17 protein-coding genes and 4 pseudogenes are annotated in these 21,932 nt (G+C 67.1%); 7 read left to right on the top strand and 14 right to left on the bottom strand.

The features are described from left to right. Positions 1–17: 17 nt before the first annotated feature. The gene (locus D620_RS15150; RefSeq protein ID WP_017665669.1) at positions 18–1,979 is read right to left on the bottom strand and encodes an alkyl/aryl-sulfatase; all 1,962 of its coding nucleotides are present in this window, start codon (positions 1,977–1,979) and stop codon (positions 18–20) included. 207 nt (positions 1,980–2,186) lie between these two features. Between D620_RS15150 and D620_RS0110020 the strand changes: the two genes are divergently transcribed. Continuing rightward, entirely contained in the window at positions 2,187–3,329 is a 1,143-nt protein-coding gene (locus tag D620_RS0110020) for a hypothetical protein (RefSeq protein WP_017665668.1), read from the top strand. 51 nt (positions 3,330–3,380) lie between these two features. After that, positions 3,381–3,707 carry an ArsR/SmtB family transcription factor gene (locus D620_RS0110015; protein ID WP_017665667.1) on the top strand — a complete coding sequence of 109 codons (327 nt, stop codon included), beginning with the start codon at positions 3,381–3,383 and terminating at the stop codon, positions 3,705–3,707. 28 nt (positions 3,708–3,735) lie between these two features. On the opposite strand, the gene D620_RS0110010 is transcribed toward D620_RS0110015, so the two are convergent. Genes D620_RS0110010 through D620_RS0110000 form a run of 3 tightly spaced genes read right to left on the bottom strand, consistent with a single transcriptional unit; the run spans position 3,736 to position 6,395 of the window. Then, positions 3,736–5,298 (bottom strand): SulP family inorganic anion transporter, encoded by a 1,563-nt coding sequence (locus D620_RS0110010; RefSeq protein ID WP_017665666.1) that lies wholly within the window; start codon positions 5,296–5,298, stop codon positions 3,736–3,738. A 51-nt stretch (positions 5,299–5,349) separates the two neighbouring features. Continuing rightward, a complete protein-coding gene (locus D620_RS0110005; protein ID WP_026092110.1) occupies positions 5,350–6,015 on the bottom strand; it encodes a carbonic anhydrase in 666 nt (221 codons plus the stop codon). Positions 6,016–6,029: 14 nt separating this feature from the next. Next, entirely contained in the window at positions 6,030–6,395 is a 366-nt protein-coding gene (locus tag D620_RS0110000) for an ArsR/SmtB family transcription factor (RefSeq protein WP_017665664.1), read from the bottom strand. 207 nt (positions 6,396–6,602) lie between these two features. Here D620_RS0110000 and D620_RS0109995 point away from each other — a divergent pair, with 207 nt between their 5' ends. Then, positions 6,603–7,769: an acyl-CoA dehydrogenase family protein gene (locus D620_RS0109995; RefSeq protein ID WP_017665663.1), complete on the top strand. Its 1,167-nt coding sequence runs from the start codon at positions 6,603–6,605 to the stop codon at positions 7,767–7,769. A 62-nt stretch (positions 7,770–7,831) separates the two neighbouring features. Here the strand turns inward: D620_RS0109995 and D620_RS0109990 are convergent, their stop codons facing one another. Further along, a complete protein-coding gene (locus D620_RS0109990; protein WP_017665662.1) occupies positions 7,832–11,182 on the bottom strand; it encodes a TonB-dependent receptor domain-containing protein in 3,351 nt (1,116 codons plus the stop codon). Positions 11,183–11,587: 405 nt separating this feature from the next. Between D620_RS0109990 and D620_RS0109985 the strand changes: the two genes are divergently transcribed. After that, positions 11,588–13,237 (top strand): acyl-CoA dehydrogenase family protein, encoded by a 1,650-nt coding sequence (locus tag D620_RS0109985; protein ID WP_017665661.1) that lies wholly within the window; start codon positions 11,588–11,590, stop codon positions 13,235–13,237. Here D620_RS0109985 and D620_RS15145 read toward each other — a convergent pair. Beyond that, on the bottom strand, positions 13,234–13,695 hold the full coding sequence (locus D620_RS15145; RefSeq protein WP_017665660.1) for a response regulator: 462 nt from the start codon (positions 13,693–13,695) through the stop codon (positions 13,234–13,236). The genes D620_RS0109985 and D620_RS15145 overlap by 4 nt on opposite strands. A 159-nt stretch (positions 13,696–13,854) precedes the next feature. Here D620_RS15145 and D620_RS0109975 point away from each other — a divergent pair, with 159 nt between their 5' ends. Together D620_RS0109975 and trxB are read left to right on the top strand one after the other, a co-directional pair. Beyond that, positions 13,855–14,670 carry a tyrosine-protein phosphatase gene (locus D620_RS0109975; protein WP_017665659.1) on the top strand — a complete coding sequence of 272 codons (816 nt, stop codon included), beginning with the start codon at positions 13,855–13,857 and terminating at the stop codon, positions 14,668–14,670. A gap of 61 nt (positions 14,671–14,731) precedes the next feature. Further along, the gene (trxB, locus tag D620_RS0109970; RefSeq protein ID WP_017665658.1) at positions 14,732–15,700 is read left to right on the top strand and encodes a thioredoxin-disulfide reductase; all 969 of its coding nucleotides are present in this window, start codon (positions 14,732–14,734) and stop codon (positions 15,698–15,700) included. 47 nt (positions 15,701–15,747) lie between these two features. Here the strand turns inward: trxB and D620_RS0109965 are convergent, their stop codons facing one another. Then, complete coding sequence (locus tag D620_RS0109965) at positions 15,748–16,176, bottom strand: MAPEG family protein (RefSeq protein WP_026092109.1); 429 nt, start codon at positions 16,174–16,176, stop codon at positions 15,748–15,750. 10 nt (positions 16,177–16,186) lie between these two features. After that, positions 16,187–16,642 carry an MAPEG family protein gene (locus D620_RS0109960; protein ID WP_017665656.1) on the bottom strand — a complete coding sequence of 152 codons (456 nt, stop codon included), beginning with the start codon at positions 16,640–16,642 and terminating at the stop codon, positions 16,187–16,189. A gap of 92 nt (positions 16,643–16,734) precedes the next feature. Between D620_RS0109960 and D620_RS0109955 the strand changes: the two genes are divergently transcribed. Continuing rightward, positions 16,735–17,106, top strand: coding sequence for a tRNA-binding protein (locus D620_RS0109955; RefSeq protein WP_017665655.1), 372 nt, complete (start codon positions 16,735–16,737; stop codon positions 17,104–17,106). Positions 17,107–17,166: 60 nt separating this feature from the next. Here the strand turns inward: D620_RS0109955 and D620_RS15830 are convergent, their stop codons facing one another. The 6 genes and pseudogenes from D620_RS15830 to D620_RS16615 form a co-directional block, all read right to left on the bottom strand. After that, a complete protein-coding gene (locus D620_RS15830; protein WP_017665654.1) occupies positions 17,167–17,946 on the bottom strand; it encodes an AraC family transcriptional regulator in 780 nt (259 codons plus the stop codon). A gap of 89 nt (positions 17,947–18,035) precedes the next feature. Further along, positions 18,036–19,595, bottom strand: a pseudogene (locus D620_RS15560) (amidohydrolase). A 67-nt stretch (positions 19,596–19,662) separates the two neighbouring features. After that, a pseudogene (locus D620_RS16635) lies at positions 19,663–19,881 on the bottom strand (DUF1427 family protein); the annotation flags it as partial. A 51-nt stretch (positions 19,882–19,932) separates the two neighbouring features. Next, positions 19,933–20,649, bottom strand: a complete 717-nt coding sequence (locus tag D620_RS16815; RefSeq protein ID WP_267878684.1) for an isochorismatase family protein — start codon at positions 20,647–20,649, stop codon at positions 19,933–19,935. A 114-nt stretch (positions 20,650–20,763) separates the two neighbouring features. Further along, positions 20,764–21,126, bottom strand: a pseudogene (locus D620_RS16935) (ferritin-like domain-containing protein). A gap of 240 nt (positions 21,127–21,366) precedes the next feature. Next, a pseudogene (locus tag D620_RS16615) lies at positions 21,367–21,932 on the bottom strand (ATP-binding protein); the annotation flags it as partial.

Raw genomic sequence — 21,932 nt, 5'->3', positions numbered from 1 at the left:
GCACCCCGGGCGGCCGCTCAGGGCAGCACGATTTCGAAGCCCTGCGGCATCGGATCGAGGTTGTCGATCAGTGCCTGTAGCGCCGCCTTGTCACCGGTCACCTGAAGCCCGGCCTTCTCGAGCGCTGCGACCGGCTGCTTGAGGAACAAGAGCGCCAGCAGCATCACGCGCGGTCCCTTGATCGTGGCGACCGCGCCTTCCGGCAGGGCGCCGACCCGTCCGATCAGCGTCTGGCCGGTGACTTCAAGACCGGCAACTTCGCCGCGATCGGTCAGTTCGATCCCGATCGTAATGCCGCGCGGCCCGGGCCGTTCGGGCGCAAAGCGGGTTGCGGCGGAATCGAGCAATTCCTGTGTCGAGAGCGCGGCGATGAGGTCGGTGGGCTGGACCGCAGCGGTCGGCGCGCGTCCGCGTCTGAGGTCGCTTGCCGCAGCGAGGAACTGGTTGCGCCAGATCGCGCTTTCGGCCTGATACGCCTGCTGTTCGTAGCTTGCCGCAAGGAGCGCCCTGGCTTGCGGGTTGGCGGGATCGGCAAAGACGAGGTTCTGGAGCAGGTCCGAGGACCAGCGGTAATCGCCTGCGGCCATGGCATTTTCCGCCAGCGCGAGCGTTCGCTCAGGCCCGCCGAGAGCATCGACGAGCTTTTTCGCACGCTCCACCGGCGGATAGGGGTGTAGGTTGGCGGGCACCGCGTCATACCAGCCGAGGTAGAACTGGTAGATCGCCTTGGCATTGTGACTGATCGTCCCGTAATAGCCGCGCGTGGCCCATTCGGCAGCGTTGCCCGGCGGGGGCGCTGCCTCCAGCACCTCGGCAATCTCGGCCATAGTCTCGCCGCGGTTCATGCGGCGCACGGTCTGGTCGTGGAGCCAGCGGTAGTTGTCGCGTTGGGCGGCGAGCCAGGCGGTCCCTGCCGCGCGGCCGAACACCGGCCAGCAGTGGCTCGAGATCACCGCATCGCTCTGCGGCGCGTAGCGGATCGCGGCTTCATCGAGATAATGCGCCCAGGCGCGCGCATCGCGCACCTTGGCACCGCGCGGCGTGAGGATATTGTGCAGGCTGCAAGTCGCGATCTCTGCGGCAAGGAAGGTCTTTTCCGGCCGGATGAACACGTTGAACTCCGCCGGCGCCTCGGTGCCTGAAACGATCTGGAATTCGAGGCTGACCCCGTCCACCACCCGCGTCTCGCCGGTTGCCGCGATGGTATCGGTCGGCGGGATCAGCGAAAGCGTGCCGACCGATAGCCCCATGCCAATGCCGCTGCCCATCTGGCCGGTCGCACCCGGGGCGAGGCCCGCGCCGAACTGGTAGGCTGCCCGCCGCGACATGGCCCCGCCGGCGATGACGTTCTCGGAAGTGGCCTCTTTCATGAAGCCACGGGGCGCGATGATCGGGACGGTGCCGGCCTTGACTGCCGCCTCATCGGCCACGCCGCGCACGCCTCCGAAATGGTCGCCGTGGCTGTGCGAATAGAGCACCGCGCTGACCGGCCGCGTGCCGAGCGTCGCGTTTACCAGTTCCAGCGCTGCCTTGGCCGCTTCGACGGTGGTCAGCGGATCGATGATGATCCAGCCCGTCTGGCCGCGGATCACGGTCATGTTCGAGACATCGAACCCGCGCACCTGCCAGACGTTCTTGGTCACCTCGAAAAGGCCGTGACGCTTCAGGTGGGTCATGTGCCGCCATAGCGAGGGGTTGACCGTTTCGGGTGCGGGGCCGGTGACGAAAGCATAGGCATCAAGGTTCCAGACCGGCTTGCCATTGGCTGCAAGAATCACCGGTTCCTTGCGGGCGGCGAGGAAACCGCGTGCAGCATCTGCCGCATCGCGCGCGCCTTCGGGCGGCAGGCCCCGGCCTGTGGCGCTCTGCCCGGCCTTCGTCGCCTCGCTTGCCGGGGCAGGTCCGCTCTGGGCAGCGCCTGTGCTGGCGGCGATGACAATTGCCAGCGCCGCTGCGGCGCGCAAGCTTGCAAGATTCATTTCGGCAATACCCCTCTTCTCCCGAAGCGGTGATGCCCTTGCGGGCGCGCAGTTTCAAGCCGGGGCCGGGAGAAGCGCTGGCGCGCTATCATCATACATACAATGAATAGAACGTTTGTAATCAAAGATTGAATTTTTCCGATGCCACCGGCGCGGCTACCAAGCGAAACCTCTCCGCTCTCCGCCCCCCCGAAAAGGAACCGGCGCATGGACCAGTTACGCCCGCTTTCGCAACCCGCCGCGCGTGCGCCTTCGCGGCGCAGCCGGCCGCAGCTTGCGCTCGTCGAGGCGCGCCTGCGGCTCGTCCATTCGGCGGACGGGATCCCCGATGACTGGCGCGCCGCACTGGAGGCGCTCCTCGGCTGGCTTGGCGTTTCGGCCGACATCGTCCCTGCCGCCCGCGCCGGCCGCCTCAAGCGCTTCGCCGACTGGACGATGCCCGGGGGGGCGGTTTTCGCCCCCTGGCTGGGCTGGAGCGCGGCGGCCTTGCAGCATGGCGGCCTTGCCCATCTGCCGCAGGCGCAATTCGTTTCCAGCTACCTTCTCGATCATCCGCGCGGCGCCGCACGGGGGGGCGGCGGGCTCGATCTGGTGCTCATGAGCCCCCATCCCGCACACTGCATTGCCGAGGAAGCAGGCGGCGTGCCGGTGCCGCGCGCGGGGGTGCTGGCGGCCATGATCCGCATGGCGCGGGCGCAGAAGCGCGAAAGGCTGGCGATCATCGTGACTGCCCGCCAGCGCGGTGCCGTCGCCAGCCGTCTGCTTGCCGCAGGCCGGGGGCTGACCGGCGATGGCCTGGCGCTCGACATCCTCACCCTCGAAGAGGCGTTGCCCGCACTGATAGGCCCGCGCGCGCAGTGGGATGCGGTGATGGCCATGCCCGACCACCGCAGCACCGTCTTCATGCTGCTCGCCCATGCCAGCGGCCAATGCCGCGCCTGGCCGATGCTGTGGCATGCGGGCGAGGGCGCGCGGAGCCTGAGGCTTGTGACCTGCGAAGCGCCGGGCGAGGGAATGACCCGTCTGCCGCTCGGAGCCGAGGCGATGATCCATTCGCTTGCACTGATCCTGCACGCCGCAGGAGCCGGTCAACACGCCGCGCGGCTCCACGAGGGGTGGGCGCGCCTGCGCGACAGCGGGATCATCGCCCCCGGCCATGCCCAGAGCGGCGCGCCCTATGTCACAGAGGTTGCCGACAGCGAATTCATCGCAATTTTACAACGTGATGGGGCGGCGAGTAAACGGCCGCAGTTGCCGTGGCGGGCGCTCGAAATTGACAAATGCGCAAGGCCGGGGAGCAAAAGCCCGCATTTGCGCGTTATCGTCTCAAACCGGAACACACCGGGCTAAAGGGTCACCGTCATGCCATGTCGCAAGGTTGTTGCAACGGAACTTGCCCATGTGCTGCGGCAGATTTCGCACCCCGATCGCATCCGTCTGCTCCTGAAGCTGCAAGCGGGCGAGCAGACGGTGAACGAACTGGGCGATTTGCTCGAGATCACGCCTACCCGCGTCTCGCAGCATCTTGGCGTGCTGCGCGCGGTGGCGCTGGTCGAGACCCAGACCCGCGGCCAGCAGCGCGTCTACAGCCTCGCCCAACCCGAGCTTGCACAGTGGCTGATCGAGGGGATCGACTTCATCGGCCACCGGCTGAGCCGCGCGACCCCGGTCGATCTCCAGAACGCGAAGCAGTTGTGGCAGGCCGAGGGCGCCGAGCCGGTGGCTTGAACACCGGCTCCAGCCCGCGTCCGGCCGCTCAGGCGGCGGGGCGCACCATCAGGCCGGGGATTTCGGTCTTCTCTTCCGAGCGGCGCCCATAGCGTTCGACCAGCTCGCTCCATTCGACCACCAGCGAGCCGCCGGTCGACTGGTGCAGTTTCTCCCACGATGACAGCATCTCGAGGCAGGCGTGGTCGATATAGTCGAGCTTCTCGACATGGATGTGGACCTCGGAACCGAAGGGCGAGGATTCGAGCGCCTGGCCAAGCTGCGGGATCGAGAAGAAAGTCGCCGAACCGGTCATCCACAGGTCGATCCGGTTAGCAGCCGCGTCATGCTCGCGCCGGATTTCGAGGTGCGAGAAGGTGTAGACGAGCTTCGCGGTCGCCAGCGCGAAACCGAGGATCACGCCGGTGAGCAGGTCGATAGCGACCACCCCGATGAGGGTTGCGAAATAGATCGCCAGCTCCTGCTTGCCGAATTCGGCGATCTTGCGGATCTGCGCGACATTGACCAGCTTGTAGCCGGTGTAGACGAGGATTGCGGCCAGCACCGAGGTCGGGATCTCGTTGAGGATGAACGGGAAGGCGACCACCGCCAGCAGCAGCCAGCCGCCGTGCATGATTGCCGAGAAGCGCGTGTTCGCGCCCGCTTCGACATTGGCGGCCGAGCGCACGATCACCCCGGTCATGGGTAGCGCGCCGAGCCCGCCGCAGATCATGTTGCCGATGCCTTGCGCGCGCAGTTCCTTGTCGTAATCGGTCCGCGCGCCGATGTGCATCTTGTCGACCGCGGTCGCGCACAGCAGCGTCTCGGCGCTGGCGACGAAGGCGAAGACCAGGCCGAGGGTGAGGATGTCCGGGTTGGTGATTCCGGCGAAGGCTTCGCCGGTTGGGATGTTGAGCCCGCTCGCCAGCGTCTCGGGCAGATCGACCAGCGTGATCGGCAACGCGAAGGCGATGGCAAAGGCGGTGCCGACGATCACGCCGAGGAGCGGCCCCGGGATCAGCGCCAGCGCCTTGGGTTTGAACTGGTTCCACAGGACGATCGTGGCGATGGTCACCATCCCCGCCATAGCCGCCAGGTGGTGGACCGATCTGTCGGTTGGGATGGCCTTCATGATCGCCTCGGGGATCGCGGCGATGTTGAGCAGGCCATTGGCGCGCGGCGCATCGTCGAGCATCACGTGCAGCTGCGAGGCGAAGATCAGGACGCCAATCCCCGCCAGCATCCCGTGGATCACCGAGGGCGAGATCGCGCGGAACCACTGGCCAAGCTTCAGCACGCCGGCCAGCAGTTGCAGCGTGCCCGCGATCAGGCCGACCACGCCGAGCATGACAAGGCCGTGTTCCTGCACCAGCTGATACACCAGCACGGCCATCCCCGCCGCAGGCCCGCTGACCTGCAACGGCGACCCTGCGAGCGTGCCGACCACCAGCCCGCCGACGATCCCGGTGATCAGCCCGAGCGCGGGCGGGGCTCCGGAAGCAATCGCGATCCCCATGCACAGCGGCAGCGCGACGAGGAAGACAACGATCGAGGCAAGAAAGTCGCGGCCGAGCACGGCGGACATCGGACGGTCGGCAAGGGCGGCGGGCATGGGGGCAGCTCCGGTGCGAAGAGGGGCAAGGCAGGTGGAACGCGGCCGGGATCAGCAGGCGTGGCTGTGAACCACCGCATCGGCAAGATCGGCGGCATAGCGCTCCTCGACCGAGACCCAGGTCATGCTGGCCTCGTCATAGGCGGACACCTCGCCGGTCTTGATGTCATAGACCCAGCCGTGGAGCGTCACCGCCTTCTGCGCCAGCGCGACCGCGACCGTGGGGTGGGTCTTGAGATGCTGCAATTGCAGGATGACGTTCTGTTCGAGCAGCATGCGCATCTTGGCATCGGCATCGAGCCCCGCACCCAGCGCTTCGGTTATATCGACCGCACCCTGCGAATAGCCCAGCCATTCGCGCACATGCGGCAGGCTGGTGAGGCCCGCACGGTTCATCGCGCCCTTCATCGCTCCGCATTCGGTGTGGCCGCAGATCACGATGTTGGGGATATTGAGCGCGCCGATCGCGAATTCGATCGAGGCGGTCATCCCGCCGGTCTGGTTGGTGTGCGGGGGCACGATGTTGCCGGCATTGCGGCAGATGAACAGCTCGCCCGGATCGGTCTGGGTGAGCATCGCGGTCTCGATCCGGCTGTCCGAGCAGGTGATGAACAGCGCCTCGGGGCTCTGGCCGGTGGCGAGCCGTTCGAACAGCTCGGCCTTTTCGGGGAAGACCTCGCGCTGGAACTTGACCACGCCTCGAGCGAAATGGGGCATCGGATTGTATCCTTTCAGTGGGACGAATTGGGGGCGGGCGCGCTCCACAGCGCGCGGGCGGCATCGATGTGTTCGGCTTCTTCCAGCCGGGCGCGGATATCGACCAGCGGCAGGGCCTGGAGGATCCAGTCGGCGATGAACGGTTGGGCGAGGCGGTAGAAATGGTTGCGCCCGTCGCGCCGCTCCTCGACCAGCCGGTGCGCGCGCAGCAGGGCAAGGTGCTGCGAGACGCGCGAAGTCGGCAGTGACAGGGCAAGGCCGAGCGTCGTCACGTCCTTCTCGCCATGGCGCAGCTCCTCGATCAGCCGCAGGCGGTCGGCATGGGCCAATTGCCGGAACAAATCGGCAAGCTCGCGCGAAACGATCAAGCGGCTGGGCATGAGGCGTCCTGAAATTTGCAAGAATGTGCATGTATGCAATTACAAAGCTATGTGAATCTATATCATCGGTCAATGCAATTGTGTTGCGCGGCGGCACCGGTCCCGCGCTGGAAATCCGCCGCCTCGTCAATCTGTGCGGGTGACAGACCGGCGAATGTGTGGTGTCAGGGGCGCCGCACACCCCATGCAGACAGGGACGAAAGAGACATGAATTTCGAGCTTGCCCACGAACACCAGATGCTCAAGGATCTGGTCGCAAACTTCGTGCGCGATAACCTGATGCCGTTCGAGCAGGCGGTGATCGCCCGCGAGAATGTCGGCCAGGGCACCTACCTCACCCCCGAAGAGACCGCCAGGGTCGACGCCGCGAGCCGCGAGCTGGGCCTGTGGGGCCTTGATGCGCCCGAGGAAGTGGGCGGAATGAACCTGCCCATGGTGGCGATGGTCGGCGTTTCCGAGGAACTCGGCAAGACCGTCGTTCCCTATTACCTCCCGCCCGACAGCCCGAATTTGAGGATGCTGATGGTCGCCGCCGACGAGCGCCAGCGCGCAGCCTATCTCGAACCCTACGTGCGCGGCGAGACGATCAGCGCGATCGGTATCTCCGAACCGGGCGCAGGTGCCGATCCGCAGGGAATGCGCACGACCGCGGTCGAGGATGGCGACGACTGGATCATCAATGGTCGCAAGATCTGGATCACCAAGGGTGCCGAGGCCGACTTCACGATCCTCATGGCGGTCACCGACAAGAACCCCAATGGCCGCAACGGCATGTCAGCCTTCCTCGTCGACAGGGGCACGCCGGGCTTCAACGTCACCCGCAAGATCCCGATGATCGACGGCACGGCGACCTACGAGATCGCGCTCGAGGATTGCCGCGTGCCGGGCTGGAAGCTCCTCGGAAAGCGTGGCCAGGGCTTTGCGCCGATGCAGGTGCGCCTTGGCACGCGGCGTATCGAAATGGCCTCGTGGTCGATCGGCATGGCACAGCGCGCGCTCGACATGATGATCGACTATGCGCCGCAGCGCAGCACTTTCGGCAAGCCCCTTTCGGCGCGCCAGTCGGTGCAGAACTGGATCTCGGATGCGGCGACCAAGATCCACGCGATGCGGCTGATGACCTATGACTGCGCGTGGAAGATCGACGAGGGGCGCGACACCCGCTCGGAAATCTCGATGATCAAGAGCTTCTGCACCGAGAGCGCCTACGAGATCGTCGATCATGCGATGCAGCTTTACGGCGGCATGGGCATGACCCGCGAGCTGCCGCTTTACCTGATGAGCAACAAGCTGCGCACGATGCGCATCTATGATGGCCCATCCGAGATCCACAACTGGGTGGTCGCCCGCTCGCTGCTCGGCACCCACGAGTAAACGCGAAGGGGCGGGGCGGCCCGAAAGCCGCCCCGCCCTCTGCGTTGCCCTTGGGGCTATCTTCAGAACTTGCCGCGCAGGCCCAGGTAGAAGAACCGCCCGCGCACACCGATCGGCCGCACCAGCGATGCAAGGTAGGGCTCGCGGTCGGTGAGGTTGTTGATCCCGCCGTAGAAGCTGAAGTTCTCGGCGACATCGTAGCTGGCGAAGAGGTCCTGGACCAGCGAGTCCCCGGTGTCGCGCTGCGAGAGCGGGACACGGGTGTTGTCGGGGCGCACCACCACCTGGCCGCCGTCGATCACAACATCGACAACCTGGATGTTGGTGATGCCCGGCGCAAGCTGGCTGCTCTCGAAGCGGCCGGTCCATCCGATGCGAGCCTTGGGGAGCTTCCAGGTGACGCCGAAGTTGGCGATCCATTCGGGGTTGCCGAATTCGCCGAGGTTGTCGTTGTCGATCGCCTGCGAGGTGAGATCGAGCTCGGCCTGGAGGCCCGTCGCGGTCGTCCCCGGCACGGCGGCGAAGATCGAGGTGTCTTCGAGGAAGCGGGTCCCGGTGACCGCCAGGTCGAACGAGCCGTAGCCTTCGCCGAAGGGCTCATCGATGGTGTAGGTGGCGGCAAAGTCGATACCGCGGACCGCAAGGCTGCCGAGGTTGACGTTACCGGCGGTGAAGAAGTCGATCACGCCGGTGGTCGGGTTGCGGGTGATGGCATCGCAGAACTGGTTGCTGGTGGTCGGCAGATCGACGCAGGCCGCGGCAATCTGGACCCCGGTGAGCGAACCCACCGCCCCGGAGATCTCGATGTCATAATAGTCCGCAATCACGCTCAGCCCGTCGAGGAAGCCGTTGGGCTCCCACACGAAGCCGGCCGTGAAGGTCTTGGCTTCTTCTTCCTGCAGGTTGGGGTTGCCGCCGGTAATGCCCGGACGGAAGGCCGAGGCGAACTGGGCGGGGTTGAAGCCGGCCGGCACGAATTCGAGACAGTTGGCCGGACGGAACGAGCTGCCCGAGTTGACGTTGGCCGCCGCGCACGGGTCGGCCAGCAGGCCGATCGTCGCCGCGCGCACCGGGCCGAACAATTCAGCAAGGTTGGGTGCACGCACCGCGACGGAGTAGGTGCCGCGGAAGGTCAGCGTTTCATGCGGCTTGTAGCGGCCGCCGACAGTCCAGGCGAGCGTCTTGCCGATGGTGTTGTAGTCCGAATAGCGGATCGCGCCGTTGAACTCGAGCAGGTCGACGAACTTCATGTCGGCCAGCACCGGGGTGCGCAGTTCGCCGAAGACTTCCTTGACCGTGATGTCGGGGTCCTGGAAGCTCGGATCGGGCGAGGGCCGCACCGGCGAGCCGCTCGACACGACGCCGCTGGTGATCCCCGGCGCGTTCTGGAGCGGGGAGGGGGTGAACTGCGAGGTGTCCTTGCGGTATTCGAAGCCGACCGCGAAGCCGATCGGGCCGCCCGGCAGCTCGAAGAACTCGCCCGTATCGCCCGTCAGCGAGCCGAGCAGCTGCTGCTGGGTGAGGATCGTCGAGTTGACCATGTCGACGAAGACGAAGTCCGCGCCGGCGCCGTTGATCACATCGGGTCCGAACAGGTTGATCGGCGCGCACACGCCGGTGCGCGGCGTGAAGCTGATCGCGCGCCCCGTTCCGTCGGGGTTGCGCGGCGGGCGCGGGAAGGGCGAGACGCCGGGCGCGGTGCCGTCAAGCTCCGAGCGGCAGATGATGTCGCCGGCCTGGGCGTTGTTGGGGTTGATCTGGATCGACTGACCGCCGCGGATCGCGCTCACCGTGCGGTTGTTCGCCCGGAAAGTGCCAAGGTTCCCCGCAGTCAGGGCAACCGCGTCGATCGCATAGAAGTAGCGGTCGTCCAGACGGGTATTCTTGAACAGGGATTCGACCTCGGTGCGGCCGTAGTTGTAGGACAGTTCCCACTTCCACCCGAGCTTGTCGAAATCGCCGCGCAGGCCCGTCACAAACCGGATGGTGGTGCGTTCGGTATTCTCGGTCGGCAGGATATCGACATCCTGCAAGTCGCGCGACATCACGATGACCGGGGTCTGGCCGAGGCCCTGCAAGGTGGTGATCTGGTTGCGCAGCGCGGTCGGGATGAAGGGGTTGTCGAGGCGGATCGGAATATCGTCGTTGAACGGCGTGCCGGTCGCATCGACACCGTCGGTGAAGGCATACTTGCCCTCGAAGAAGGCGGTGATGCCGGGAGTGACCTCGAAGTCGGCACCGGCGCTGAATACCAGCTGCTCGATTTCGGGGAGGATCAGTTCGTTGACGTTGGCGCCGATCCCGTCACCGCCCGAGGCACTGAAGGCATCGACGAAGGTGCCGGGATTGAAGGCGCGCAGCCTGGTGCCGTCGAACACCTGGGCCACGGGGATGTTGGTGCCCGGCAGGGTCGGGACGGTGCCGTTGGGAAGGATTGTGTTCACCGCATCGAAAGCGCTGGCAAAGCCGTTATCGATGGCGATGATCCCGAACTTGCTCGAGACCGGCAGGGTAACGTTCGGGTAGAAGGCCTGACTGGGGCGCTGGCCGGCAGGCAGGCCGTAGTCTGCATCGGTGAGGCCGAGCAGGTCGAAGATCGCTTGGTTGGCAAAGCCGAGCCCGTAGAGGCCCGTGCCCGCGAAGTCGCGATCGGTGGCCTTCAACGACGTCTGCTTTGAGTAATCGACCGAGAACACCGCGCTGCCGCGCCCGTCGAGAAACTCGCCGCCGCCGGCAAGGCTGACCGAATAGTTCTCGGCATCGCCTTGACCGGAGATGCCGCCCTGGACGTTGAACTCGAGCCCGTCAAAATCGCGGCCCGAACGCAGCGTGAAGTTGACGACGCCCGAGACCGCGTCCGCGCCGTAGATCGAAGAGGCGCCGCCGGTGAGCACCTCGACGCTCTTGATGCGTCCCTGCGGGATCGCGCCGATGTCGACCGCAGCCGAGCCGCCGGTGCCGGGCACGTGGCGCCGGCCGTCTTCGAGGACAAGCGTGCGCACCGAACCCAGCTGGCGCAGGTTCAGCAGGCTGAGGCCGAGGTCCGAACTGTCGCCCGCGGCGGCCTGGTTGACCGAATCGATGCCCGGCAGTGAGCCTTGCAGCGCGGGGATGTTGCGCAGCTGGGTGGCAAGGTCGGCCTGACCGCTCAGCGCGATCTCGTCAGCGCCCACGACCGTGATCGGGCTGGTGCTCTCGGTGGTCGCATCGATCGCGATGCGCGAGCCGGTGACGACGATCGCCTCGCCCGGTTCGGCAGGATCGGCCTCTTCTGCGGCGAGGTCTTCGGCGGTGATTTCGTCCTCTGCCGCTTCGGCGGCGCTCGCCTGTGCAGGCGCAAGGCCCGCGATCAGCAGCGCGGCGGCAAGAGCGGGAAGCGACGACGACTGGAGAGAGAGCTTGGGTGTGCGCATTTTATGTCCTCGCGTAGATTGGCCGGCGACACGGACTGGCGCCGCGAGGGGTGCGGCGCTGGACCATGCCGTATTCGCCAGGTGCGGCGCCTGCCGGGGCGAAAGCCCTTGCGGCGCATCCCGTGCGGTCCTTCCTGCGCGAGGACAGAAGTCGGAGTTTGCGGCCCCTGATCGTCTGCCCCCAGACGAATGTCGCGCCAGTGATCTGGCTGCAACCCTTGCGGTATTACGATCCGGCCAATTCGTGGTTAGTGGTCATACTGCGTAGTTTTGGCCGATATTTCGGCTTTGCAATGGACCTGTCACCCAAAGGCAACAGAGGCCTCCGCCCGCCGGAGGGGTGCGGTCCGGATGGGCAATTTGCAGGGCTGGCATGCCCGCACGGCTCTGCTAGCACTGCGCGTCATGAGCGATTGGATCACGGCCGCACGCGCGGCTCTGGGAGCGGCGCGGGACTATGCGCAGAGCGTGCGGCAGGCGGTGGCGGCGGTGGTCGCTCCGGCGGGCGTGCCCGATGCAGGCCTCGTGAACCGAGACCAGCACCGCGTCCACGGCTACGCCTGGGTGGCGGCCAGCATCGCGGCGCTCGAGGCGACGGCGGACTGGGCTGCGCGCGCCGAGCGGGCAGGACGGTTCGGCCCGGCAGAAGAACTCGCATTGCGCATCGGCTTTGGCGAATACCTCGCCCAGATCGCATACGGCCTGCCGATGAGCGCGCACGAAGTTGTGCGCGCCGCGAGCTTCGGCACCGAGGCCGAGGCGCGCGCCCTGGCGGCGGACCCGGCAGCTGCGCGCTTCCTTGCCGATGGCAGCACGCCGGAAACCCGCGGCCGCCTCGCCGCGCTGCTGGCCGATGGCGTGCGCCCTTGCGAGGCGCTGGGCGATGAGGAGCTCGATCTTGTCCGCGACCAGATGCGCGCCTTCACCCAGGATGCGATCACGCCCTACGCCCATGCCTGGCACCTTGCCGACGCGCTGATCCCCAATGCCGTCATCGCCGCGATGGCCGAACTGGGCGTATTCGGCGTGTGCATCCCCGAGGAACACGGCGGGCTCGGCCTCGGCAAGCTCGCCATGGCGGTGGTCTCGGAGGAATTGTCGCGCGGGTGGATCTGCGCAGGCTCCCTTGGCACCCGATCGGAAATCGCGGGCGAGCTGATCGCCGAGAACGGCACGCCCGAGCAGAAGGCCAGGTGGCTGCCGCGGATCGCCGACGGCTCGTGCCTGCCGACCGCAGTGTTCACCGAGCCCGATACCGGCTCGGATCTGGCAGCCGTGCGCACCCGCGCCGAGCGGCAGGGCGATGGCAGCTGGCGGGTGACGGGCGCCAAGACGTGGATCACCCACGCCGCGCGCGCCGACCTCATGACCATGCTGGTGCGCACCGATCCCGGCCAGCCCGGCTATGCGGGACTCTCGATGCTGCTCGCCGAAAAGACGCGGGGCAATGATGCCGTGCCATTCCCCGACGCGGGGATCGAGGGCAGCGAGATTGCCGTGCTCGGCTACCGCGGCATGAAGGAATATGCGCTCGGGCTCGATGGTTTCGCCGTAGCCGCCGACGGCCTCCTCGGCGCACGCGAGGGGCAGGGTTTCAAGCAGCTGATGCGCACCTTCGAAGGCGCGCGCATCCAGACCGCCGCGCGCGCGGTGGGAGTGGCGTGGAACGCCTTCGACCTCGCGCTTGATTACGCGCTGGGGCGCAAGCAGTTCGGCGAGGCGCTGGCGGCTTTTCCGCGGGTCGCCGACAAGCTCGCGCTGATGGCGGTGGAGACCGTGATGGCGCGCGAGCTGACCTATGCGGCCGCACGCGCCAAGGACCTCGGCAATCGCTGCGATATCGAGGCCGGGATGGCCAAGCTGCTTGCCGCGCGCGCCGCATGGGGCGCGGCAGATAGCGCCGTGCAGATCCACGGCGGCAATGGCTATGCGCTCGAATTCCCGATCAGCCGCGTGCTGTGCGATGCGCGCATTCTCAACATCTTCGAAGGCGCCGCCGAAATCCAGGCGCAGGTGATCGGCCGCGGTCTGCTGAGCGCGCAGCCAAGCGCTTAAAGCACCCGGCGATAGGGCTCGTCGGGCAGCACGGCGCGGTGGGGATCGGGGATCGCCGCGCTCTTGAGATCGACATGCCGCGGGCGATCGCCGCGCAGCTTGAAGATGCGCCGCACCCGCGCGACGAGATTGGCCGGCTCGAAGGGCTTGGAGATGAAATCCTGCGCCCCGGCATAGATCGCCTGCAAATGGTCCTGCTCGCCGTTCATCGCGGTGAACATCATCACCGGCAGATCGTAAAACTCGCTCGAACGGCGCAGGCGGCGCAGCAGGGTTATTCCGGATTCGCCCGGCATCGACTGGTCGAGCAGCAGCAGATCGGGACGCTTCTTGTGCACGCAGGACCACGCCGCACCCGCGCTTGTCACCCAGCCGCAGGCGAAGCCCGCATCGATCAGCACCTCGCTCGCGAGCTCCGCGATCAGTTCGTCGTCATCGGCAATCAGGATGCGGGCCATGGGCAGGTCGTCCGGTCTGGAGTTGGCAAATGCCCTGTTAACCAAGCAAGCGTTGGGGCAGGCCTGCCGGGCGCCTCCGGAGCAACCCTTAAGCATCTTCCGCAGGCCCGCTGGCCCCTGTCTTGCCCCTGTCTCGAAGCCCTGTAAGGGTCCGCGGCGATGACCAGCGATTCTCTTGACGCGGCCCGTGGCGCCGCCCGCATCGGCCCCTTCTATGTCACTGAAGGCATCCATAATCTGCGCGATTATGGCGGCTATGCCGTGCCGGGCGGGGGGCGCGTGCGGGAAGGGGTGCTGCTGCGCTCGGGCCAGCACATGGAGGCCAGCGAGGCCGACCTTGCGCTGATCGATGCGCTGGGCATCCGCACCGTCATCGACCTGCGCGGCACCAGCGAGCGCGAGGGGTTCCCGTGCCGGCGCCATCCGGATTTCGCTGCGCAAGTCATCGCCTATGACGGCGAAACCTCGAACTCGCCCCCGCACGAAGGCGGTGGCGGGCAGATCGTGATGACACCGCAGAAGGCGCGCGAGAGGATGCTGGCGGTCTATACGCGGATGCCGGTCAACCCTGCGATGATCTGGGTGTTCCGCGAGTATTTCAACGCGCTCGATACCAACGGAGGGGCCTCTCTGGTGCACTGCTTTGCCGGCAAGGACCGCACCGGGATTGCCGCCAGCCTGCTGCTGCACGTGCTGGGCGTCCACCACGAGGATATCGTCCACGAATTCCTGCTCACCAATGATGCGCCCACCCGCGCGATCCTCGAGCGCCAGTCACTTCCGCGCATGGAAACCCATTACGGCACCATCGACCCCGAGGCCCTGCACAACCTGATGGGGGTTCTTCCTGAATATATAGAGACTTACATCGAGAAAGTGACAGCAGATCACGGCTCGCTCGATGCCTATCTCGAAACAATCTTAGGTGTGGACGGGGTAAGAAAAGAGCGTCTGCGCGCCAAGCTGGTGGCGTGACTTTCCCGCGCCACATCCCCATATCCCGCTCTTGAGAAATCCATCCGAGGCACCGCTGACCATGGCCACCCACACCACCAAGATGCTCATCATCGGCTCCGGCCCCGCAGGCTATTCCGCCGCGATCTATGCCGCGCGCGCCATGCTGGAGCCGATCGTCGTCCAGGGTCTTCAGCCCGGCGGTCAGCTCACCATCACCACCGATGTCGAGAACTATCCCGGCTTTCGCGACGTGGTGCAGGGCCCGTGGCTGATGGAGGAAATGCGCGCGCAGGCCGAACACGTCGGCACGCGGATGATCTGGGACACGATTGTCAGCGTCGATCTCGAGAACGGCTCGCCGTTCCGTGCGGTGGGCGACAGCGGGGACGAATATATCGCCGACTGCGTGGTGATCTGCACCGGCGCGCAGGCCAAGTGGCTGGGCGTTCCGGGTGAGCAGGCGCTGGGCGGCAAGGGCGTGAGCGCCTGCGCCACCTGCGACGGGTTCTTTTACCGCGGCAAGAAGGTCGCGGTGATCGGCGGCGGCAACACCGCCGTGGAAGAGGCCCTCTACCTCACCAACCATTCCGACAATGTCACCCTGATCCACCGCCGCGACAGCCTTCGCGCCGAACGGATCCTGCAAGAGAGGCTGTTCGCCCACCCCAAGATCACCGTGCTGTGGAACAAGGCGGTCGAAAGCTTCGAGGCGGGCGAGAACGGCCTGCTCCATCACCTCGCGCTGACCGACACGGTGACGGGCGAGGCAAGCACGCTGGAGACCGACGGCGCCTTCGTCGCTATCGGCCACGCGCCGGCGACCTCGCTGTTCGTCGACAAGCTGCCGATGGACGAGAGCGGCTATCTGCTGACCGAGCCCGGCACGCCCAAGACCGCGATCCCGGGCGTGTTTGCGGCCGGCGATGTGACCGATCACGTCTACCGCCAGGCGGTGACCGCGGCCGGCATGGGCTGCATGGCCGCATTGGACGCCGAGCGTTGGCTTGCCACGCGCGCGCATGCCGTCCAGGCTGAGGCGGCGGAGTAAGCCATTCCCGCCTCTCGCGCAAGCGCGAGGGCAGGGGGGCACATGGGTCAGAACACCGCGATCGCGGCGTGGAGGATCAGCACCATCAGCGCGAGGCTCGAGAGCGCGAACAGTGCAAAGCGCACCGCGACCTTGTTCCAGGTCGCCTGCACCACCGAGTGCAGCACCCTCAAAATCACATAGGACCATGCGAGGGAGGTGTTGAACCCATTGCCCTGGCCGATGATCGCAAGCACGATCGCGACTGCATAGAAGAGTGTAGGAGCTTCATGCAAGTGATTGTAATTGTCCGCTTTCCAGCTCACATTTTCAGGCAGGAGCGCGCGCAGGCTCGATCCTTCGCCGCCAACCAGGTTCTTTGCGTCGATCCCGGCCTTGTTCATCGCCGGGATGCGGGTCGCATACATCCAAATCCACATCACCATCGTCCACGCCAGCAGCGCGACCACAGGCTGAAGAATATCCATTCCGATCATAGCAGTGTCCTTAAGCAGGCAGGGCCGAAGGGTCGGCCAGAAGGGTCGCGATCGCCGCCCGCACCGCCAGCACGATCAGGGCGAGGGTCGACAGGATGAACAGCGCAAAGCGCACCGGGATCGTGTTCACGGTCGCCTGCCACACGGAGTGGACGATCCGCAGGCCCACATAGACCCACGCCGCAAGCACATCGGCAGCCCCCGGGCCCATGATCGCCAGGATCGTCACCGCCGCATAGAACAGCGTCGGCTGCTCCATCAGGTGGGTAAAGTTGTGCGCAGGCCAGTTGGCCTTGTCAGGCAGCACGCCCTCCAGATCATTGCCGCGCACACCGACCTTGTTCGGCAGCGCGGACTTGTCCGGCATCTTCGCCACTGCCCCGAACCGCGCCGGAATGATCCATAGCAACATGACGAGCGACCACACCACCAGCACGGCGGCGGGCGCGAGTATCTGCGCTTGCATCGATTGATCCCCTTCGAATGCCTCTCTGGCCCAGGAGACTGGGGGGGGCGGATTGGATTGTCAAACGCAACCTACCCGCTAGCCTGCGCGGCATGCACCTTGTCCACGATCCCGCCGCCCCGCCGGCCGAGACCATCACCTTCGCGGATTTCCTGCGCGTCGATATCCGCGCCGGCCGGATCATCCGCGCCGAGCCCTTTCCCGAGGCGAGGAAGCCCTCCCACAAGCTCACGATCGATTTCGGCCCGGGCGTGGGCGTGAAGCGCTCCTCGGCCCAGATCGCGGCGCAATACACGCCCGAGATGCTCGAAGGCCGGATGGTCGCCGCCGTGGTCAATTTCCCCCCGCGCCAGATCGGCCGGTTCATGTCCGAAGTGCTGACTGTGGGCTTCCCGGACGCCGAGGGCCGCGTGGTGCTGTTCCAGCCCGACAGCGCCGTGCCGCCCGGCGCAAGGCTGTTCTGAGCGCGAGGTCGGGGCGGGCCCCGGCCCGTGGCGGCGCGCGCATGGCGGGTTGGCACTGTCCTAGCCCTTGGCGTGGCGGCGGCGCCATTCCGACGGCGTCATCTCGTGCTGATGGACGAACACCCGTGCCAGCGCCTGCGGGGTTTCGTAGCCAACCGCCAGGGCGATCTCGATGATCCGCATCTCGCTGTCCGCAAGCAATTCGGCGGCGGGCGCGATGTGCAGCCGCTGCTGGTAGCGGTAGGGCGGCGCGCCCATGGTGCGGGCAAAGGCGTGCGCGAAGTGGAAGGGCGAGAGGCGGGCGATCGCGGCAAGCTCTTCCAGCGGGACGCGGCGCTCGATGTTGGCGGCAAGGAAGGCGGCGGTGCGCCGTGCCTGCCATGGCGCGAGCCCGCCGCGCGCCTCGCCCTGCTGCCGTGCCTGCGCCGACAGCATCAGGAGCCGCCAGAGCAGCACGATGCGCAGCGAATCCAGGAGCAACGGAGCGGGGGCAGCCGCCCCGCCCGAGAGCGAATGGATCATCGCCGCGAGCCTATGGGCCTCGGGATCGGTGATGGCGTCGAGCGGCTCGAAGCGCACCGCATGGGCAGCCTCCGCGGCTGCGAGCAGGCCGGCCTCGAAGGGGATCGCGAACCAGTGGACGCCCGCTCCTTGAAAGGCCGGATCCGCGACCCGCAGCGCGCGGCCTGCAACCCTGCGGTCGAGGCCTTCGCTCTGGCTGATGCGGAACAGCGCGACCGCATGGGGCGGCTGGAGATGGCCGCACGCCGCACCGGTGCGGACCGGGAAAGGCTTTTGCGCGGGGCTGGCAGGCGGGACGAAGGTCGCTAGCCGGGTCATCGACGGGCTCTCCTTGTGCCGTGAATGATCCCCTTGCGGTCCCCCCTGGGCAAGCCCCGGACCCCCCAATCTTTCGGGGGAGAAGGGCCTCACCCCGACGGGGCGGCGCGGCTTCCCCCGGGCGGGTTTGGGACTGCGGGGGCAGGGCGCTGGCAGGGAAACCCTTCGGCGCTGTAGACCGGCTTGCCGTCGGCGATGGTCAGCACCGCGGTGATCTGGCGGATCTCGTCGCCCGGCACGCTGAAATAATCGCGGTCGAGCACGGCAAGATCGGCAAGCATTGCCGCCGCGATCCGGCCCTTGCGGCCTTCCTCTTTGGAAAACCACGTGGTGTTTTCGGTCCACATCCTCAGGGCCGTCTCGCGGTTGAGGAGGTTCCTGTGCGGGTAGAGCGCGGTGCCGCCGAGGGTCTTGCCCGTAACCAGCCAGCCGAGCGACACCCGGGGATCATAGGAGGCAACGCGGGTCGCGTCGGTTCCGGCCGAGGTCTTCACCCCGGCCTCTAGCACCCGCTTGAACGGCGGGGTGGCCTCTGCCGCGCGCGCCGTAGCGCTCGATGAAATACTCGCCCTGATAGGCCATGCGGTGCTGGAAGGCGATCCCTTCGCCCAGCGCCGCGACGCGGTCGATCGAGCGTTCGCTGATCGTCTCGGCATGGTCGAAGAACCAGTGGATGCCGTCCAATGGGATGTCGCGGTTGACGGTCTTGAACACGTCCAATGCGCGGGTGATGGTCTCGTCATAGGTGGCGTGGAGGCGCCACGGCCAGCGGTTCTGCGCAAGGATGCGGATCACGCCTTCGAGATCGCCTTCCATGTTCGCCGGCATGTCCGGGCGCAGCATGCGGAAATCCTCGAAATCGGCGGCCGTGAAGACCAGCATCTCGCCTGCACCGTTCAAGCGGAAATTGTCGTCGCCCTGATGGTATTTCGCCCTTGCGGTCCAGCGCCGGAAATCCTCCTTCTCCTCGCCCGCCTTCTGGGTGAAGAGGTTGTAGGCGATGCGCATGGTCATCTGACCATCGTCATGGAGCTGCTGGATCACGGCGTAATCGTCGGGATAGGTCTGGAAGCCGCCGCCGGCGTCGATCACGCTGGTGACGCCGAGCCGATTGAGGTCGCGCATGAAGTGGCGGGTGGAATTGAGCTGGTAGTCGAAAGGGAGCTTCGGGCTCCTGGCGAGGGTCGAATAGAGGATGCTGGCAGCGGGCGAGGCAATCAGCAGGCCGGTCGGGTTGCCGCTCGCATCGCGCTGGATAGCGCCGCCCGGCGGGTCGGGGGTGTCCTTGGTGTAGCCCACCGCGCGCAGGGCGGCCGCGTTCAGCAGCGCGCGGTCATAGAGGTGGAGGATGAGGACCGGCGTGTCGGGCGCGGCGGCGTTGATCTCGCCGAGCGTCGGCAGGCGTTTCTCGGCGAACTGCGTTCGGAAAAACCGCCGACCACGCGCACCCATTGCGGGGCGGGGGTGCGAAGGGCCTGTGCGCGCAGCATCGCCATTGCGTCGGCGAGGCTGGTGAGCCCGTCCCAGCGCAGCTCCATGTTGAAGTTGAGCCCGCCGCGGATGATGTGGATGTGATTGTCGGCGAGCCCGGGGATGACCCGCCGCCCGCCCAGATCGATGACCTTGGCGTCCGGCCCGGCGAGCGCCATCACCTCCGCGCTTGTGCCCACCGTTGCAAAGCGGTTGCCGGTGATCGCCATGGCTTGCAGCGCGGGGGCCGAGGATGTGCTCGGCGCAGTCGGCGCGGGTCTCGGCGACGACATCGCCCTCGCCGTGCCACAGGCGTTTGGCGAGCGGGACGGTCTGCTCGCCCAGCAGGATGCCGAGCAGGCCGACCAGCGCGATCACCGGCGGCGCGGGGGAGTGGACGTTGAGGAGAGAGTAGATGATCCCTACCAGCAATCCGGCACCCAGCGCTGCAAGATAGGCTTTCATCGGCAGGTTCCTGTCAAGGCGCAAAAGGCGGGGAAGGAGGGGCCGGCCGCCTCAGCCCTCGTGCGCGTCGGCGCCGAGGATCGACTTGGCGTCGATGATGCCGAGGCCAGAGGCCCCGCCGTGCGCCATCGCGGTGCCGGTGACCGCGCCGTAGGTTGCGGCCCGCGCCCAATCGCGTTGCAGCTCGCGCAAGTGTTGCAGTGCGGTCAGCGGCCGCGCGCCAGCCTGCACCATGCGATCCATCGCCCGCGCGTGCGCCTCGTCCGACACATCGCCGCAGGCATCGGCAATCACGTAGACCCAGTAGCCCTGGTCGAGCGCCGACAGGGCGGGCCCGACGATGCACACGCTGGTCCACAACGCCCGGGGCCGGACGGCAACCAGCCGCAGCGCGAAGGCATCGAGCATCACCGCGCCCTGCGCGCCATGCCCGCGCACCCCGTCCCAGGTGCGGCGCACCGTCGTCCCGTCGCGCACCGCGACACGACGCTGCGAGCCGAGGCGGATTTCCTGCCGCCCGACCCGCATGAAGGCGTTTGCCGGGCCGAATTCGGCGTAGGCTTCCTGCACGTCGAGCACGTTGCGTTCGGTGTGGCCGGTCTGGTCCCCGCCTTGGGCAAGCGCGCTGACCAGCGCGGCGCGCAGGCGCAGCTCGGAGGCGGGCGACGCGTCGGCGGCAAGCGCGATGCGCTGGCTCCAGACGAGGCCCGCATCGGGATCATCGGCGTCAAAGGCGATCGCCGATTGCCACGTCACCCGCTCGCGCAGTTCGCCGGAGAGCCTGACGGGAGGGCGCGGTGCGGGGGCTGCGGGCTGCGCTTGCGCAAACGGTAGCGGGCGCTGCCATGATGGCAGCCGCCAGCACTGCGCGCGCGGGCGGGCTCAGACGGCAGGGTCGAGGTGGGCCTCGAGATGCCACAGCTGCTGGTCGGTCTCGCGGCTGATACTGGTGAAGAGGTCGGCGGTGTCCTTATCGCCGGCGGCGGCCGCTGTGTCGCTATCGGCGCGCACCAGCTTGCCGAATTCGCCCAGCGATCCGGCGAGCGCCTTAAGGTGCGCCTCGCCCCCGCGCGCCGCGAGCGGATATTCTTAGAGGCAGCTCGTCGCCGCCACGGTCTGGACCCTTCCGTCGGCAATGCCGCCCAGCGCGGCGATGCGTTCGGCAATGGTGTCGGCGAAGTCTGCGCCGATGGCAGGCACGGCGTCGAACGGTTCGTGAAGCTGCATGAAATCCTTGCCGCGCACGTTCCAGTGTGCCTGTTTCAGCTGCACCGCGAGATCGATCGCATCGACAAGGCGCGCCTATAGCAGGTCGATCGAGGCCTTGGTCAGGCTGCGCGGCAGATCGAGGCGGGAGGTGTGTGTGGTCATCGGGGTCTCCTCAAGGCAGCCGGAGCGGCCTGTGGCGCACCGGCGGTTCTCGCTACGGGCGGGCGATGGTGCACCGCCGCCAGCAATTCCGGACGCGGCGCGCGGCGGGCCCGCTCAGGCTGCGGCGGCGGGCAGCACCGGGACGGTGATCGAGCGTTCGCCGCCGAAATCCTCGCGCACCACGATCCGGCCTTGCCGCTCGAGATGGTCGAGCAGCCGCCGCACGCGGCTCGGCGAGGCGCTGCCGTAAAGGCGGCCGAGTTCCTCCTCATGCGGCATCGCCGCGCCCGTGTGAGCCGCGATGAGGATCGCGAGATAGGGGGCGAGGCAATCGTCATCGACCCCCTCGGCGGCGCGCGAGATGGTCGCTTGCGTGGTCTCGTCCAGCCGGTCGAGGCCGCTCACCGCATGGGCGAACAGGCGGCGGAAGCGGGCGATGTCGATATGGGCCGAAGCGATTCCCGCCTGACGGCAGCGGATCGCGAAATCGCGGAAGAGGCTCGCGGCGGGGCGGTAGGTTGCGCCTGCGGCAAGTGCGATGGCGCGGATCGCGTCTTCGCAGCTTTCGGCCCCCGCGGCCGAGGCCGGCGCCGCTGCCGGCGGCGGGTCCGCGCGCGTCACCTCGGGCAAGTCGCGCGGGCGGGCGAGCGCGGCTTCGAGATCGGCGCGCGGCGGCGGGG

It is taken from the genome of Porphyrobacter sp. AAP82 (genome assembly GCF_000331285.1).
In the GTDB taxonomy this organism is placed as follows: domain Bacteria; phylum Pseudomonadota; class Alphaproteobacteria; order Sphingomonadales; family Sphingomonadaceae; genus Erythrobacter.
This window is presented reverse-complemented; position numbering and strand designations above follow the sequence as displayed.

Excerpts from the sequence above, each read along its gene's own strand:
- D620_RS15150 (WP_017665669.1), bottom strand. The coding sequence starts at position 1,979 with ATGAATCTTGCAAGCTTGCGCGCCGCAGCGGCGCTGGCAATTGTCATC.
- D620_RS0110020 (WP_017665668.1), top strand. The coding sequence starts at position 2,187 with ATGGACCAGTTACGCCCGCTTTCGCAACCCGCCGCGCGTGCGCCTTCG.
- D620_RS0110010 (WP_017665666.1), bottom strand. The coding sequence starts at position 5,298 with ATGCCCGCCGCCCTTGCCGACCGTCCGATGTCCGCCGTGCTCGGCCGC.
- D620_RS0110005 (WP_026092110.1), bottom strand. The coding sequence starts at position 6,015 with ATGCCCCATTTCGCTCGAGGCGTGGTCAAGTTCCAGCGCGAGGTCTTC.
- D620_RS0110000 (WP_017665664.1), bottom strand. The coding sequence starts at position 6,395 with ATGCCCAGCCGCTTGATCGTTTCGCGCGAGCTTGCCGATTTGTTCCGG.
- D620_RS0109995 (WP_017665663.1), top strand. The coding sequence starts at position 6,603 with ATGAATTTCGAGCTTGCCCACGAACACCAGATGCTCAAGGATCTGGTC.
- D620_RS0109990 (WP_017665662.1), bottom strand. The coding sequence starts at position 11,182 with ATGCGCACACCCAAGCTCTCTCTCCAGTCGTCGTCGCTTCCCGCTCTT.
- D620_RS0109985 (WP_017665661.1), top strand. The coding sequence starts at position 11,588 with ATGAGCGATTGGATCACGGCCGCACGCGCGGCTCTGGGAGCGGCGCGG.
- D620_RS15145 (WP_017665660.1), bottom strand. The coding sequence starts at position 13,695 with ATGGCCCGCATCCTGATTGCCGATGACGACGAACTGATCGCGGAGCTC.
- D620_RS0109975 (WP_017665659.1), top strand. The coding sequence starts at position 13,855 with ATGACCAGCGATTCTCTTGACGCGGCCCGTGGCGCCGCCCGCATCGGC.
- trxB (WP_017665658.1), top strand. The coding sequence starts at position 14,732 with ATGGCCACCCACACCACCAAGATGCTCATCATCGGCTCCGGCCCCGCA.
- D620_RS0109965 (WP_026092109.1), bottom strand. The coding sequence starts at position 16,176 with ATGATCGGAATGGATATTCTTCAGCCTGTGGTCGCGCTGCTGGCGTGG.
- D620_RS0109960 (WP_017665656.1), bottom strand. The coding sequence starts at position 16,642 with ATGCAAGCGCAGATACTCGCGCCCGCCGCCGTGCTGGTGGTGTGGTCG.
- D620_RS0109955 (WP_017665655.1), top strand. The coding sequence starts at position 16,735 with ATGCACCTTGTCCACGATCCCGCCGCCCCGCCGGCCGAGACCATCACC.
- D620_RS15830 (WP_017665654.1), bottom strand. The coding sequence starts at position 17,946 with ATGACCCGGCTAGCGACCTTCGTCCCGCCTGCCAGCCCCGCGCAAAAG.